Below are 16,170 nucleotides of genomic sequence, written 5' to 3' on the forward strand. Positions count from 1 at the left end.
TTATATTTACCATAGGGCAACCAAAATATTTCACCATGAACATACTTTTTATAGAAGACGACGCGATTGAAACGATGAAATTCAAACGCATCTTGGCCAAACTAAAAGTACAGCACAAAATTACCGAAGCTAAAAATGGTGAAGAGGCTTTAGAAGTTCTTGGCTCTGCAGACCAACTTCCAGATATTATTTTGTTGGATTTGAATATGCCCCGAATGAGTGGTATCGAGTTCTTGAAAGTATTGAAGGCCGATGAGCATTATAAGTATTTACCTACTATCATGCTTACAACATCTCAAAACCGTGCCGATTTGCTCGAATGCTACCGAATTGGTATTGCCGGTTACATTCTCAAGCCTTTGAAATATGAGGATTACGAAGACAAGTTAACAAAGGTTGTGCAGTACTGGGAAGTAAGTGAATTGGTGAAGGCATAACGTTTTTCCTACATTTCACAACATTTATTTATCAAAAGGAAGGCTTTTTCCTACATTTATACTGAATTAATAGGGGCAATCAAAACGGGGCCCTTTCAAACCACAGTACTAAATGAAAGGAATAGTCTTTACAGAATTTCTCGAAATGGTAGAAGAGAAGTTCGGGCTTGAAGTGGCCGATTCAATTATTGAGTCTTCAAATTTACCATCCAACGGTATATACACCGCCATTGGCACCTACGAATTTAATGAAATGGTCAGCTTGATCACCAACCTCAGCGAAGAGGTAAAGATTGATGTAGATACCCTAATTTACACCTTCGGGCATTATCTTTTCACCTCTTTAGGCAAGGCACACCCCGAGGTGATACAAAGCTATTCAAACCCGCTTGGTCTAATCTACGCGATAGAAGACCATATTCATGTACATGTTCAAAAGATATATCCCGAAGCCGAGTTGCCCACCTTCAAGATTTTAGAAAAGACCGACAATTCACTATCAATGGTCTATTCTTCTTCTCGCGGTCTCTATAGATTGGCCCATGGCCTAATCGAAAAATGTTTTGAACACTATAACAGTTCAGCAAAAGTAACCTACAAATTGTTGAAAGAAGACGGTACCGAGGTACAGTTTGATATCGTTCAAAATGGATAATAACAAAGAAGTAATATTACTTAAAAGAGCCTTAGAACGCCAAAAGCAGGCCCGAATTCAGGCCGAAAAAATTCTGGAAGAAAAATCTAAGGAGCTTTATGATATGACCCGCCATTTAAAGGCGGCAAATAGCAAATTAGAGAGTCTGTTGAATAAAAAACAGACCGACCTCAGCGATTCTTTTATGGAAATCATTGATCCCTATGTCATTCTTGACTTAGATTACAATGTGATCACCATGAATGATTCTGCCATTAACTTTTTGGGTTATGACCACAGAAAAGAGCCTATCAATGTAGGCAAGATGGTACACTACGATTATGTTGAATACACCCTTCAGGCATTCGAATCGCTTAAGAAAGTGGGGGTTTTAAAAAACTACAGGGCAAAAATCGTTGTTCGCGACAAGTCGCATAAATTCATACAAATCAACGGTAGCGTCATTTACGATACCGAAGGTCGACCTATCGGACTTCATGGTATTATAAGAGATATAAGCCAAGAAACAGAAATTAAAAACCTCTTGGCCGAACAGCGAAGAGAACTTAATATAATCGTTGATAATTCACCACTCGGTATTGCTTTAACCGTTGATGGTAAGATTATTAAAGTGAACCCAAGATTTTCAGAGCTATTGGGCTATACTGAAAATGAATTGATACACTCTACCCCAAACGAAATTACAACTTGTTACGATGAAGAAAAATGTTCTGATTTTGTTGGTGAATTAAATTCCGAGGGGCAAGACAATGTGTCAATGACCAAAGAATATGTTCGTAAAGACGGGGCGACATTCATTGCAAAAACCAATATCAGCGCTGTTCGAGACGAAGAAGGAAAAATTAAGTTTCAAGTGGTGGTCATTGAAGACATTACCAAAGAACAAGAACTTCAAGAACAAAAAGAACAACTCTTATCGGATCTCGAGGCCAGTAACAAAAACCTGCAAGAATATGCGCATATCGTTTCGCATGACTTAAAATCTCCTTTACGAAGTATTAGCGCTTTGGCATCCTGGATCAAAGAAGATTATCATGATAAACTAGATGAGGCAGGCCAAGAACAACTTTCTCTAATGCAAGAGAAGGTAGCATCTATGGATAAGCTTATTCAAGGCATTCTAGAATATTCAACGGCGAATAGCTCACAACTATTAAGCAGTGAGGTCGACCTGAACGAGGTAATAGCATTAATCAAAGAAACCATATATATTCCGGATCATGTGAGCGTTAAAGTGCCTAAAACCTTACCAACCATTATTTGTGACCGCACCAAAATGCAACAGTTATTTCAGAATATAATCGGTAACGCCGTCGTTCATATTGAAAGGGAGGTCGGTCTTGTTCAGGTGCTTTTTAAAGAACATAAAGATTTATTTCAGTTTACTATCGAAGATAATGGGGTCGGTATACCCAAAGAATACCACGAGAAAATATTCAAGATATTCCAATCAATCGGAAATAAAGAACGATCTACGGGGATTGGGCTTTCCATTGTGAAAAAAATTGTTGATCGATACGAAGGTGATGTTTGGGTAGACAGTGAGGTCGGGGTTGGTACACAATTTCACTTTACCCTAAAGAAATCGTTATTAACCGAGCAGTCAAAATCACAGGCATGAAAATTTTACAGGCAAAAAAAGAAAAAGGTGGAAGTTGGATTTTTCAGACGGAGAAAACAGAATTAAAGAGCCCTTTGGTTCTGGTATTTGGTGACCGTTACCAATTAGAGGCTGAAAATATCTATTCTGAAATAGCTGAACTTTTTCCAGGGGGGCACATCATCATGGGCTCAACGAGTGGTGAAATTCTCAACGAAAACGTGTTTGAAAAAACAATGGTTTTAACGGCCATCGAATTTGAGCGAAGTACGTTTATAATCAAGAGCAAAAACTTGGCAGACTACGACGGTGACGACGAACTTCTCGGTAAGGAATTAATGGAGGAATTTCCTTCTGAAAACCTTAAACATGTCTTTGTAGTCTCTGAGGGTAGTACTGTGAACGGAAGCACTCTCATTTCAGGTCTCGAGAAAATAAAAAGTTCAAAAGTAGGATTGAGTGGCGGACTCTGCGGAGACGATGCTCGATTCGAACGAACCCTTTGTAGCTACAATTCAAACCCTAAAGAAGGGGAAATTATTGCTGTCGGTCTGTACGGAGATAGTCTAGAAATTACCAGTGCCAACTACGGTGGTTGGTCGGTCTTCGGGCCTTTGCGTACGATTACGAAATCAGACGGCAATGTTTTATATGAGCTTGACGGAAAACCTGCACTGGACCTCTATAAACAATACTTGGGGGATAAGGCTAAAGATTTGCCCTACTCGGCATTATTTTATCCTTTAAATGTAGATTTACACGATGGTTCAAAACCCTTAGTAAGAACCATTCTCAATATAGACGAAGAAGAGAACTCAATGCTATTGGCGGGCAATGTACCGGAGGGTTCCTCCGTTCAATTGATGATGTCTACAGTTGATGACATTGCAGATGGAGCTAGGGAAGCGGCCAAATTAGCTGTTGAACTACGTAAAAATAAAACGGAACTGGCCCTATTGGTCAGCTGTGTAGGTCGTAAATTGGTAATGGACCAACGAACCGAAGATGAAGTAGAAGAAGTGATTGATATCGTAGGTTCACAAGCCGCAGTAACAGGTTTTTATTCTTATGGTGAAATGGCGCCCTTTGCTGGGGAAGAATCGTGTAAATTGCATAATCAAACAATGACATTAACACTCTTGAGCGAATAATGCATTCACTTTTAAAAAGACAAATTCGTAAATATTTACCGGAATCTTTAAGAGACCATCCTGAATTGGAGACTTTTTTAGATGCCGTTCAAAAATCATATCAAGACCAAGACGACAAGGTCGCCATGATACAAAGGGCTACTGCGATAAGCTCAAAAGAGCTTTATGAGGCCAACAGAGAACTGGAAGCCGAGGCCCGTCGTCAAAAAAAGATTATCGATTCGCTTGAAAAAGCGCTAGAAAGCTTGAACGAAAACCTGCATATCGAAGATGGGTCTAAAGAAAATATTCTTGATGTAGAAAGCCTTGCGAAAAAAATTGGCGAGCAGGCCGAGCAATTATCAAAAATGACTTCAGAGCAAAACAAGCTCATGGAAGAACTGGAGACCCGAAACGAGTCTTTGAACAATTATGCGCACGTTGTTTCGCACGACCTTAAATCGCCTATCAGAAATATTAGTACCCTTCTCACTTGGATTCTAGATGAAGAACAAGATAAATTCTCAGAAGACAGCAAGGCCAATGGAGAATTGATTGCTCAAAATCTGGAAAAAATGGATAGGTTAATCGATGGCGTTTTAAAACACGCCACGGTTTCTTCTTTAGAAGAAGAGAAAACCAATATCAATATTTCCGATCTATTACAGGAGATAGAGAACACCATTTATGTTCCAGAGAATGTGAAATTGGAGTATAACGGGAAATTGCCTACCATTTATGGTCAAAAATATAGCTTAGAACAACTCTTCACCAATCTTATTACCAATGCCATCACGGCAACCGAACATTTAGAGAGCGGCATTATCAAAATAGGCCATAAGGTCAACCCTTATTACTATACCTTTTTTATTTCCGACAATGGAAAAGGCATACCGGAACATCACCGATCAAAAATTTTCGATATGTTCGGTAAATTGAGTAACGATAACAATGCCACAGGTATTGGGCTATCACTGGTCAAAAAAATCATCAATATTTACGAAGGCGATATAAGCCTTGAGTCTAAAGTTGATGTGGGTACGACCTTCTACTTTACATTAAAAAAACAATAACATGGAAACCCCAAATACCAATTATATAAAGCAACTGGCTGGCGATGACCACGATTTTGCCATGCAGTTCATCAGTATTTTAAAGGAGGAGTTTCCGCAGGAAAGGGAGGAGTATGAAACGACCCTTAAAAACCAGGAATTCACAAAAACCGCGGAGATAGTTCATAAAATCAAGCATAAGTTCAATATACTTGGTCTTGAAAAATCATACCAGCTTGCCCAAGATTTTGAAGCGGACCTTCTTCAAAACAATACCGAAAAAGGGAGCGATTTTGAGGCTGTACTCGATATGGTAGGCGCCTATATAACGGAACTCTAGATTTCCAAAAAGCTTTTTCTTCAACTTTTATATCCCCTCTCCTTACCTTTCTACCTATTTATCCAGCTTGGCATAGAAAACAGGTTTCTGTCCCAGCATCCACTTGATTTTTAGTCCCATTTCCGTAAACTCAAAACCGGCTGCCGTTGCTGATGCTATATTGCTATACTTACCATAAACATTGGCACTGAACCGTTTACTAAAATCATGGGTAAGACCAGCCTCTGCCCTAAATATGGGAGTTTGAGGGTCTTCTTCTACTTTTTGTATACCCGTGGCGGCACTTGCCATGAACTTGGTCTTTTCGGAAAAATTACCGCGTACATCGGCAAAGAATTCACCCGCTCTATAAATTTCAGGGCTAAAGTAGATAGTCGGTACTTGCTCGGCAAAAGTGATGTACTGATAGTTTAGCCCGATCTTAAGTGCCGGCTTTCGCATCAAAGAGTAATATAAAGAGGTAAACAATAGGTTTCGAGTATTCTCATCGGACTGTTGGGTATGAATCAATTGGGTGTACCAACCCAAATTAAAATTGGTTCCGAGGTTATAATTTAGTCCGTAATGGCTCATTACTATTTCGCGCTCAATCAAATCTGCATTAAAACTTTGGATCTCCCTCTGGTAACCTAATTCTAAATTTTGTAATCTAAAGGGTTTGGTGACCAACTTAATATTCATTACCGGTTGGGTATATGATGTCTCAAATCGGCTATTGTTGATACCGGCCACTCCATTTAGGCTAACATTCGGCATCAATTTAAAATCAAGACCGATGGTAGCCACATGAGATTCAGCTTTATTAAGTATCAAAGAGTTTTCGGTAGTTCGGTATTGATAGCTTAGTGATGTTTTAAATTTCGTACTCCATGGCAAAGAGGCCGAGATTGTATTGGAGATGGCCACATTATTGCCATTATCAAACGTATAGGCGGCGTGGTCTTCTACCAGAGGGGTATACATACCATTCAACTTTTCTATAAAACCTTTGGCATCTTTTTGGTTTTTAAAAATTCTTAAAGTTTGAAAAGCCGCTTTGTAGGCGGGAACAACCCGGTCTGAAGCAAAAAGTGCATTGGCCTTACCTAGGTTGCCATCGAAAGAAGCGCTGTCTTTGGCCAAAATAGCATCATAGTTTTCGATACTCATCTTGAATTTGGCCGTGTACATACCTAAAGTGGCCCTTAAGGCGCGCACCCAATTACTATCGGGGTACGTTTTTTCAAGTTTTTCTATCTCCTTTTTGGCATCCCCGTATTTTCTGTTCCAGATTAAAGCTTGTACATATCTATTTAGGGTTTGCTCGGTCAATTTAGCATCCGTGATTTCAGAAACCATCGATTTGGCAAATTCAGCCTGTTTTAAGGCTTCCTTATCTTTTTCAGCAATATGCTCGGCCAATGCCATACCGTTGATGGCCGTTATGGAATCTTTTTTAGAGGTAGCGTATCTTCGATAAGTCGATTTGGCTTTATCTGTATTTTTAGTAATCAAGTAGACATTGGCCAAATTGAGCAAAGCATCTTTATCCTCAGGAAAATCATCAAAAATTTCAAGAAGCAACTTGATACCCTTTTTGTAACTCTGATTATTGACATACTCATTAGCATAACCCAAGCGAATGTATTTTTTCGAAACTTTGGCACTTTCATTCTCAGGGTTTAAGGCTATGGCCTTATTGACCCAAACCAAGGCTTCTTTATATTCTTTTAAATTAGATAGGGTATTGGCATATCCCAGCACGGCACCAAATTTATCCGGATATTTTTCAACCAAATCTTGATACAGCGGTTTTGCCTTATTATACTGCTTATCCCATAAAAAAGATTCGTTATAATTAATGGTAATCTCATAGTCATTGGGGTATTGGTCTTTTAAAGACCCAAAAAGAACAGTAGCCCTCTTAGGGTCTCCACTTAGGCCAACTGCGCGGCCATAGCAAAGATTGGCCGTTTTATTTTCGGGGTCACTTTGCAAATAGCTTTCAAAAAAACTTTCCGCCTTTTCAAAATCACCTTTCTCCAACATTTTAAAACCAGGAGACATATCGTCTTGAGCGATTACAAAATGGGATGCGCAACCAATAAACAGAAGGATTACAAATCGAAACATTATTTCGTAAGTTTTTATTTACAAAATAGATAACGAACGATTATCCGAAATATGTTGTGAGAAATTAAAAAAAGGGAGGATTTTAATGGAAAACTTCCTACAAAAAATACTATTTAACCAGATAAGATAAATTTGGCTAAACTCTATTATATAAAGATTCGAATAAAAATAAGCTCAACATTCACAAACTTACTACATCAACAGTAATTATAAGATATATCTTACAATAAATTTAAAAACTTGCGTTATTTATGAAAGGTCTCGGCACACAAATGGGGCCTATATTTTGTAATACAACCAGTTAAAAATGACCGCTATCAAACTCATGTTGCGAAAGGTATCGCAAGAGCAAATTTTTATGCTCAGTGTATTGGTGGTCAATGGTGGTAACTATTTATACAATCTGTTATTGGGTAGATTTCTCGGCCCCGAAGCTTTTTCCGAGGCGGCACTACTTATAACCCTACTCTTAGTGCTATCGTTCATGGGTATGACCTTTCAATTGGCTGTAGCCAAGTTTGCCGTTCTATTCAGCGGTAAAGAGTGGCATATCTTTAAGTCGAACAGCTATCGACGATCAGCACTCATTGGCCTCGTAGTCGGTATAGCTATTATATTATTTTCCGGCCAGCTTCAGCAGCTCTTCAATTCGCAAAGCCGTTGGATGTTCATCATATTCGGACTCGGTATTCCGGTATATTTTTTTATGAGTGTCAACCGAGGAACTTACCAGGGCAGGCAAGAATTCAATAATCTTTCTATCACTTACCAGACCGAAATGTGGAGCAGGTTATTGTTGACCATGGCATTACTATTAATTTTTGATGTTCAACCGGGAGTTTTAGTTGCCACGGGGATTTTCATCTCGTTTTTATTCGGTCTTTTTCCTTCAGATGCCAAAGGTGTTACCTTCTTCAATAACGACAAGCTAAGTGCTGAAAACAGCAAAAAGGTGAACAAGTTCATCATTCTTACGGCATGCTATGAATTAACGCAAATCATCATCAATAACAGCGATATCTTAATGGTCAAACACTATTTTGAAGCCATGGATGCTGGCCTGTATGCCTCGCTAGCCTTGATTGGAAGGGTGGTCTATTTTGTCGCCTGGATGTTTGTGATGTTACTTCTACCTGCGGTAGTACAAAAAGAAAAAGATGGGGAGCCTACAGCACCTATTTTATTCAAATATATTACCTACATAGGTCTACTTTCGGCCTCCATCGTAATGGCTTGTTATTTCTTTCCCGAACTCATCATCACCTTAATGTTCGGTGACTCTTATTTATCAATGTCGGCCCTTTTATGGCAATATGCCTTGGCAACGTCGCTATTTGCCCTGTCAAACATTTTTGCCTATTACTTTCTGTCACTAGACCATTTTGTACCTGTAATAATTTCAGGAGTTTTAGGACTATCTCAAATAGCACTCGTAGCTCTTTTTCATGATAGTCTTTCTTCTGTAGTTCACGTACAGATTATTGCCATGTCATCCCTTTTGGTTATTCAAATCATATACTTTTTAAATAAAGAAATACGAAATAAAGCGAACAAGACCCAGGTCTTACCCTAAATCTCAACTTATGAAACTAGCCATTGTAACGGCCTATCCGCCAAGTAAAGTTACCTTGACCGAGTATGGTTATTATTTGGTCAAACACTTTAGACTACACGATGAAATCGATGAAATCGTTTTGATGACCGATAAGACAACGGCGGCAAAGGACTTAAATTTTCAAGAGGACGGTTGTAAGATTAGCGTTGAGGAATGTTGGGATTTTAACAGCTACACCAATGTTTTACGAGTAAACAAAGCCATATCAAAGCACCGGCCTGATGCTATTCTATTTAATCTACAATTTTTAAAGTTCGGTGATAAAAAAATACCCGCGGCCTTAGGTTTGTTACTACCATATCTATGCAAGAAAAGAGGTATACCGACCATTTCTCTTTTGCACAATATTTTGGAGAAAGTTGATTTGGGCAACGCAGGTTTTACCGACAACAAGCTGCTTCAATACGCGTACAACTTTATTGGAACCAATCTTACTAAATTCATTTTGGCCTCCGATATTGTGGCAGTAACAATCAGTAAATATGTTTCGACTTTAGAAAAGAAATATAGGGCAAAGAATATAGCCCTCATTCCCCATGGTTCATTCGAAACGCCGCCAACTCCTGATTTCAATTTACCCTCAGGACCAAAGCAGGTAATGGCCTTTGGCAAGTTCGGAACTTATAAAAAAGTAGAAGTTTTAATCGAAGCGGTAGAAGTTATTAGGGGTCGTACCGATGAAGATATTGAAATTGTAATTGCCGGAACCGATAGCCCAAATACGCCTGGTTATATTGAGGAAATGAAACAAAAATACAGCCATGTAGACCAGCTTCGTTTTACGGGTTACGTGGCTGAAGAAGATGTTCCCGTTATTTTTGGAGAAAGTGCGGTCGTTGTTTTTCCGTACACTTCTACAACGGGCAGTTCGGGTGTATTGCACCAAGCGGGCAGCTATGGTAAAGCTGTGACTTTACCCGATCTAGGTGACCTCAGTATTTTGGTGAGAGAAGAAGGTTATAGAGGAGAATTCTTTATTCCTGAGGATAAATACTCCCTGGCAGATTCCATACAAAAAATTCTGACTGATGACGCCTATAGAACAGAACTTGCCCAAGCTAATTATAAGGCTGCTTGTTCATTACCGATGAGTACCATTACCAAAATGTATATCGATTATTTCAAAGCTATTCAAGTACAAAAATCAAAAGGTCAAGTTATTGACGTTAATGCTATAAAATTGTCCCCTGAAACAACTGATGTTTAATTATATCGAGCACCCCCTCAAAGAAACGGAATGATCATCATCATTCCGTTTTTCTTTTTTAGTACTGAATGAGATATTTTGAAGCTGCTTTTGGCCTTCCGTTGACATCATAGCATCCGAAGTATCGCTGAGGCTGTTTGCGCCAAGGTAAGCTACCTACCACCGACTTGGGCACATGTCTAAAGTCGTATAATGTCCAGAAGAGAAAAGGAATTTTTTTATCCATCAATGTACTTTGCATCTCTTCATAATAGGCTGCCTGCTCTTCCTCCGAACCCTTAAAAGCATTCCAAACCCCACTATATGAAGAAAGCCCATATTCTTGTAAAACAATTGGTTTTTCATCGTTCGCAACAGTCGTTTTCAAGGTATCATAAGAGGAAGTAAAATCACTTAACTTCTTATAGTAGTGAAAGGAAACGAAGTCGACCTCTTCCGATAAGTTTGCCGCAGCTTCGGGGCTGGCCCAACCCACCGTAATAGGGTGTTCGGTATCCCATTTTCTGATTTCCTTGAACATCTGTTTTAGCCATGCCAAAACAGTCTCCTTACCTCGAGATTTAAAATCAAGGTCTGGTTCATTCTTTACATCCCAAGCCAAAATTGCCTTATGGTCTTTTAATGCGGTAACTATTTGCTCGGTATGCCTATGGTTCAGTGTCCAATCAAATACATCATAATTTCCATAGAAATCAAAAAGTGTAACGACCACCTTAAGATTATTCTTTTCGGCCAAATCGAGTAATGAGCGGACTTTCGCCAATTTATCAAAATCAACATGGGCTGCACCAAAATCTTCATACGGAATAAAGATTCGAATGGTATTGAGGCCCATTGCCTTGATCAAATTAAAATCTTTGGCAATAATGGTATCGTTGTATTTTTTTCCGAACATATCCCAAGGGGTATCTTGCGGATAGTAATTAAGACCTTTGATATCTCTAATAAGCTTTCTGGTGCTATCGGAGAGTACAAAATCATCCGGAGGCCCTTCATCTGCCGGTTCAAACTTTGTAAAATGGCGGACGCGCCAAAAACCGTCTTCAAGTAGCATAATTACTCTATAAGCTTCTTGATTTTCTTGGTTCAAAACAGATTGACCGTTCAAGAATGATTCTTGGTGCAGATGTACGTTGTGGTCGGTAAAATATACTTGTGTACCGTCAGCACTATAAAAATCAAGCTTTGGATGATGATTTAACGAAGTTTGCTTGAAGGTAGCTTGGTTCGATTTATTTAGGTCAAGTATCCGTTGCAATTTTACGCGGGCGCTGTCGGTAAAATAATCTGAGATACCGTATCGGTTATTGGTAAAAAGAGCGGTATTCTTTACATACCAGCCGTTTAGGTAATCCCTCTCGATTTCGGCCAACGTTAGGGGCTCTATAGGACGGCCTTCTACCTTTGTAGTATCCCATTCAACTTTGGGTAGGTAAGACCGTACTTCATCAATATTCAAATGCAGACGTGACGAACGGTCGGCTCCGGTATTCAAATACGACCATACCGAACTGATACCGAACAATATAAGGGCATTGACACCGACAAAGGTGATCAATAATCCGATTCGTATGATCCACTTATTCCAATTCATCGTTGCCTAAAGCTACTTGAAATTCTTTGTTAATACCTGCTGCGGTAATAGTTATCTTGTACTTTCCGTTTTTATAAAACCTTTCTTGCAACTCAAAAGCGCCAACTCCCTTTGAAGAATTCGTCTTTTTGGTATCTATTAATTTACCTTGTTCATCGTACAATCTTAAGGTAATAAGTAGGCCATCGGGAGTCAATTGCTCCATAAATCCATGCATTGGTCCAATTTGTACTGCTCGGTTATCCTCAGAAAATTGAACATCGTAATCTTCAACAGCGGTTCTAAAAGATAGTTCGATGTCATTACTCTTCGATTCTCCCGTAACATAAGCGGTTACAGACCATTTACTGGCTTCAGTTGGGTGCAAGAGTCTGCCCGTGGCGACACCTGCCAAGGTCGTACCTGCGGTTTGAAGTCTAGCGGCTTTCTGGTCGGTGACCCTAAAATTCACCAAAGTACCGTCACTTACCACATTGCCAAAACGGTCTTTAATAATATCGGTGAAGAATTCTACCACCTGGTTACCATCGGCGTACTCATGAACCCGGGTGTAATCAATACTGAAATTAACCGAATTGGATGGGGTTATCATACTAGTCAGTTCCTTACCACTCACCTCACCTACCCCGGCACTTACTAGCATACGCCCAGTAGTATCAGAACTATAAAGATTATGCCAGATATATCCGTTCTTAATGGCAATTCCGACACTGTCGTGTAGATTGTCCATCTGTCTATTGATATCAACTTGAGTACCGTCAGGTAATGGGTTATCGTAAATGTCGGTCGGCACTACGAACAACATTGAAAAATCATTGCCCCCCGCCCTAATACTTCGAGGCCCAAAATAGGTCTCTATTTTGGTAACTTCATCCACTTTAGGCAAAACCTCAATCGTACCCTTTTGCAAAATTTCTTCCGAATAAACCAACTTCCAAGTGTAAGTGCCCGATTGACGCGTATTTTCGGGCTGTAATTGAAATTCTATATTAGCCCCACTCGTTTGAGGGTATAGAATTACTGGCCCCATACTCTGGTCTATTTTTAAATACGGCACTCCTTCACCCCTTACCTCGAAACTGATAACGGCTTTATCGCCAGCATAAATACGCTTTGGGGCTTCCGACAATTCTACTTCGATGGGTTGCGGTAATGAGATAGTAGCCTCACCGCTACAAGCAATAAGTAAAAAAGGAAGTAATATGATTAAAATGCGCCCCACTTTATTCTCTACTTCGGATTTCCTATGTAACTGTTCAATTCGAGCTTGACAAAGTCAAAACTATCACCGTCGAACGGCTGAAGCAGTTCGCCGGCATGGCTAAGATCTCTATCAGGCACCACTTTTTTAGCTATTGAAGAATTCGGTAATCCGTTCACAAAACAATTTTTAAGGCTGCTATTAATAATGTCGAGCCCTTCTACATTAACGAAAGAATACTCAAAAGGTTGTTTGCGCTGAACCCGAACACCATCTTTTACAAATTTATGGTCTACCCATACCAGTTCTTGGTCTTCATCATAGTAAGAAACCAGTAATAAGGGAATGGTAACTTCCTGTATTCCTGAATTATATAATTCACCGCTCACCTTCTCATCTTCAAGGTTCAAAGACTGTATGGTCAACCCCTTATATAAATCGGTGTTAGCTACGTTACCGGCGCATTGTAAATTGAATTTAGTCGGTTGCTCTTCTAATTCTATAGGGGTGAATTCATCAGGGTTGAACGTTGGCGGTATCGTATCTTTTGTTTGAGACCAGGCAATACCTTCAAAGTTAATCTTAAAAGAGGTTGTCTCCATCGGCATCAACTTATGTTTGATATGATATTTCGCATCATAATTCGCCAATTCTTTGTTGGCGTCGTTATAAAGCGTTGCCTTGATAACAACATCGGCCGGTATGTTGTCTACATTCTGTAATTCTCCGATTACGGAGTACTGCCCATCATAACAGACAAGTTTGGCGGCCAAGACCTCAAGCACCGGTTGTTTAAGAACATCTTCATGGTGGGTCTGTTGTGTCGTAATTCTACGGCGGCCGTGGTTGTAGAACTTGGTGTCGTTCGAACTAAAAAGCTGATCCGGCGGGATATCGGTATCTAAGTAGGATGGTAATATGAACCACTTTCCGTTTCTTTTGACCAAGTCATGATAATAAACTTTATGAACACGCTCTAGAGGGGTAACCCAATCGGTATTTACGATAGCCTTTGCTCCCGATTCACTTTCTTCGGTTATGGAAACCTCCATAGCATCAAGTTTGGCATATGAACTTAAGATTCCGTCGGTAACGGAAACCTCTAGCATGTACTGGGCAATGGGCACCTCTTTCTCCTTATCTAAATAAGAATGAGCGGTTTCAAACTCTTTAAAATCCAAAGCATTGTAGTATGAAGTAATCACATTTTCCGGAGAACGTTGACTCGTATTATGTATGTAAAACACATAAATACCATATCCTAAACAAACCAAAACCACCAATGCCCAAACATGGTTTGCCAGAACCATCAAGTTAGGAAATCTTTTATACGCAACCCGATACCTGAAATAATCTGGTTCGGGTAATATTTTCGACTTAAGAACCCGAAACCATAACATTTGAACATTGATGAAAAATGCCACTAAAACGGTTAATATGGGAATGACACCCCACATTATCTTTGACCATTTGGGCACATCATCTTTCGGTAAAATGGCAGGCATGGGGGGCACATTCAGCTTTTCCCAAACCATGATTCCGTTTTCTAACTGTTGTAAACGCTGCCAACCACAGAAATACAATAGGGGGTCATAAAATTTATCGTTCGAAAAGATATATTTCAAGTTGTATTTCTCAGGTACCGTCAAAAACTGTTGCAATGAACCAATGCCCTCGACCCCTCTAAATTTAGAATTTTCAAGGCGCTCTATCGCCCTGGTCGTCAATTCGGGAAGACGTCGTGCAGAGTGATAGTTTCCGTCAACCGTCATCGCTTTGGTCTGCGCCGAAAGCCACGCCATTTGATCACCAAAACCCAAAGGCAGGTAACGCCATCGGTCGTGCTGGTCTTGATTTAAAAAATTGACAATTGGAAGCATCTTGATTTTAGCTGGCTGTGATGGTCTAAAATAACCAAGACTCATGGTGAAAATGACCATGAATAGAACGCCCCCAGCAATACAACCGCCAAGAATTCGATGGTAGACCGAACCGAACTTTCTTTGAATCTTATCTTTGATATCTCCCTCTACCATTCGATAGGCAAATTCCCCAAAAATAGGGAGGGCCATAATAGTGGCCCAAAGTGTAAAGCGGTCTAACGTCAGAATATTAAATGCCGTTTCACCTAATATTTTTAAAGGAATCGGTGTCGTACCTCCGGTACCTAAGATGGTCAACATGGTCATTGAAAGCCCGAAAAAGAGGTATCTCTTGCTGTAGAATCTATAAAAAATATAAGGAATCAAAAACAAAAGAATTCCCCAAGGAATCATAAAAAAAACCAATCCTGAAGAAGTTACTTCTAAAAAATTGTCTCTTGAACCATGTGGAATGGGTACCTGTGTAATAGGGTTCTTCTTTGAATTGATCCAATAAGGTAAAATACAGGTAACAATGAGAATCAATGAGCAAAAACCAAAAGTAACAATGCGCCAAAAGAGTTGCCGGAACGATTTCCAAAAAACAAAAAAAGTAAGCTCTTTGTAGGAATTGACCTTGTCTCTAGAGACATCCATTAGAACCATGCCTATCAATGGAAATATGAAGAAAACCATTCCGAAAATAGGGGTAACATGATGGCTTGTTACCGTTACCGCAATTAACGACAAACTGGTAAACAAATACAGTTTTTTACCCGTTTTCAACCATAGGTAAATCTCTGTGAGACTGTGCATTAATATAGACAGGGCCGATATGCTCGGTAATTGTCCAAAAATGTGCAATGTTTCAATAAAGGTCGAAGAAAACACTGCCAATATAGCTGTATAACCGGCCACCTTTTTGTCGCCCGTCATCAACAATCCAAAGCGGTAGGCCCCAGTAACGTATAATAAAATAGCCAGTAGACCGACGGTAAACAAACCAAATTTCAGCCCCCCGATATATGATAAGATACCTATCATTTGGTGAACTAGGGGCGGATAACCCTGTACCGTAAAACCGGTATACCATCGGTAATCCCAAGGTTCGAACCAGCTATTGGCGTAATGGTCGGCAAAGAAAAGGTGTATTAAAGCATCATACGTATATTCTAAAGTGAAGAATATACTTGATCCATGAAATGCCACCCCTATGAACAGGGCCACTACCAATAATGTATTAGTTCCCTTCATTTAAACAAATTATGTAAGAAATAACAACAATAAATAAAGGAAATTATTGTTATGTACTTAGAAAATCGCACAGTGATTACCTTAATATATAATCTAGGCTCAGCAAAGGCA

At 39.6% G+C, this 16,170-nt stretch carries 12 protein-coding genes; 8 read left to right on the forward strand and 4 right to left on the reverse strand.

Annotated features, from left to right (window positions below):
• The first annotated feature begins 35 nt into the window (after positions 1-35).
• The 6 genes from IL356_RS16315 to IL356_RS16340 all read left to right on the forward strand — a co-directional run bounded on the left by IL356_RS16315 (position 36) and on the right by IL356_RS16340 (position 5,214).
• Complete coding sequence (locus IL356_RS16315) at positions 36-437, forward strand: response regulator (protein WP_121849647.1); 402 nt, start codon at positions 36-38, stop codon at positions 435-437.
• A gap of 112 nt (positions 438-549) precedes the next feature.
• Positions 550-1,092 (forward strand): heme NO-binding domain-containing protein, encoded by a 543-nt coding sequence (locus IL356_RS16320; RefSeq protein WP_121849648.1) that lies wholly within the window; start codon positions 550-552, stop codon positions 1,090-1,092.
• Complete coding sequence (locus IL356_RS16325) at positions 1,085-2,713, forward strand: sensor histidine kinase (RefSeq protein WP_121849649.1); 1,629 nt, start codon at positions 1,085-1,087, stop codon at positions 2,711-2,713. The genes IL356_RS16320 and IL356_RS16325 overlap by 8 nt, the downstream gene beginning before the upstream one ends.
• Positions 2,710-3,843, forward strand: coding sequence for an FIST signal transduction protein (locus tag IL356_RS16330; protein WP_121849650.1), 1,134 nt, complete (start codon positions 2,710-2,712; stop codon positions 3,841-3,843). The genes IL356_RS16325 and IL356_RS16330 overlap by 4 nt, the downstream gene beginning before the upstream one ends.
• A complete protein-coding gene (locus IL356_RS16335) occupies positions 3,843-4,895 on the forward strand; it encodes a sensor histidine kinase (protein ID WP_121849651.1) in 1,053 nt (350 codons plus the stop codon). The genes IL356_RS16330 and IL356_RS16335 overlap by 1 nt, the downstream gene beginning before the upstream one ends.
• 1 nt (position 4,896) lies before the next feature.
• Positions 4,897-5,214: an Hpt domain-containing protein gene (locus tag IL356_RS16340; RefSeq protein ID WP_121849652.1), complete on the forward strand. Its 318-nt coding sequence runs from the start codon at positions 4,897-4,899 to the stop codon at positions 5,212-5,214.
• 54 nt (positions 5,215-5,268) lie between these two features.
• Here IL356_RS16340 and IL356_RS16345 read toward each other — a convergent pair whose 3' ends face one another.
• Positions 5,269-7,326 carry a tetratricopeptide repeat protein gene (locus tag IL356_RS16345; RefSeq protein ID WP_225621532.1) on the reverse strand — a complete coding sequence of 686 codons (2,058 nt, stop codon included), beginning with the start codon at positions 7,324-7,326 and terminating at the stop codon, positions 5,269-5,271.
• 307 nt (positions 7,327-7,633) lie between these two features.
• Here IL356_RS16345 and IL356_RS16350 point away from each other — a divergent pair, with 307 nt between their 5' ends.
• Together IL356_RS16350 and IL356_RS16355 are read left to right on the forward strand one after the other, a co-directional pair.
• Complete coding sequence (locus tag IL356_RS16350; protein ID WP_121849654.1) at positions 7,634-8,899, forward strand: oligosaccharide flippase family protein; 1,266 nt, start codon at positions 7,634-7,636, stop codon at positions 8,897-8,899.
• Positions 8,900-8,909: 10 nt separating this feature from the next.
• Entirely contained in the window at positions 8,910-10,148 is a 1,239-nt protein-coding gene (locus IL356_RS16355; protein WP_121849655.1) for a glycosyltransferase, read from the forward strand.
• 58 nt (positions 10,149-10,206) lie between these two features.
• On the opposite strand, the gene IL356_RS16360 is transcribed toward IL356_RS16355, so the two are convergent.
• From IL356_RS16360 to IL356_RS16370, 3 genes are read right to left on the reverse strand one after another with little or no spacing between them, the layout of a single operon-like run.
• Positions 10,207-11,742 (reverse strand): cellulase family glycosylhydrolase, encoded by a 1,536-nt coding sequence (locus IL356_RS16360; protein WP_121849656.1) that lies wholly within the window; start codon positions 11,740-11,742, stop codon positions 10,207-10,209.
• The gene (locus IL356_RS16365) at positions 11,729-12,964 is read right to left on the reverse strand and encodes a hypothetical protein (protein WP_121849657.1); all 1,236 of its coding nucleotides are present in this window, start codon (positions 12,962-12,964) and stop codon (positions 11,729-11,731) included. The genes IL356_RS16360 and IL356_RS16365 overlap by 14 nt, the downstream gene beginning before the upstream one ends.
• Before the next feature lie 8 nt (positions 12,965-12,972).
• The gene (locus IL356_RS16370) at positions 12,973-16,059 is read right to left on the reverse strand and encodes a hypothetical protein (RefSeq protein WP_121849658.1); all 3,087 of its coding nucleotides are present in this window, start codon (positions 16,057-16,059) and stop codon (positions 12,973-12,975) included.
• Positions 16,060-16,170 lie beyond the last annotated feature (111 nt).

Origin of the sequence: Euzebyella marina (genome assembly GCF_014855515.1) — a bacterium.
Lineage (GTDB): Bacteria > Bacteroidota > Bacteroidia > Flavobacteriales > Flavobacteriaceae > Euzebyella > Euzebyella marina.

Coding starts and splice junctions, on each gene's coding strand:
- IL356_RS16315 (WP_121849647.1), top strand. CDS start 36: ATGAACATACTTTTTATAGAAGACGACGCGATTGAAACGATGAAATTC.
- IL356_RS16320 (WP_121849648.1), top strand. CDS start 550: ATGAAAGGAATAGTCTTTACAGAATTTCTCGAAATGGTAGAAGAGAAG.
- IL356_RS16325 (WP_121849649.1), top strand. CDS start 1,085: ATGGATAATAACAAAGAAGTAATATTACTTAAAAGAGCCTTAGAACGC.
- IL356_RS16330 (WP_121849650.1), top strand. CDS start 2,710: ATGAAAATTTTACAGGCAAAAAAAGAAAAAGGTGGAAGTTGGATTTTT.
- IL356_RS16335 (WP_121849651.1), top strand. CDS start 3,843: ATGCATTCACTTTTAAAAAGACAAATTCGTAAATATTTACCGGAATCT.
- IL356_RS16340 (WP_121849652.1), top strand. CDS start 4,897: ATGGAAACCCCAAATACCAATTATATAAAGCAACTGGCTGGCGATGAC.
- IL356_RS16345 (WP_225621532.1), bottom strand. CDS start 7,326: ATGTTTCGATTTGTAATCCTTCTGTTTATTGGTTGCGCATCCCATTTT.
- IL356_RS16350 (WP_121849654.1), top strand. CDS start 7,634: ATGACCGCTATCAAACTCATGTTGCGAAAGGTATCGCAAGAGCAAATT.
- IL356_RS16355 (WP_121849655.1), top strand. CDS start 8,910: ATGAAACTAGCCATTGTAACGGCCTATCCGCCAAGTAAAGTTACCTTG.
- IL356_RS16360 (WP_121849656.1), bottom strand. CDS start 11,742: ATGAATTGGAATAAGTGGATCATACGAATCGGATTATTGATCACCTTT.
- IL356_RS16370 (WP_121849658.1), bottom strand. CDS start 16,059: ATGAAGGGAACTAATACATTATTGGTAGTGGCCCTGTTCATAGGGGTG.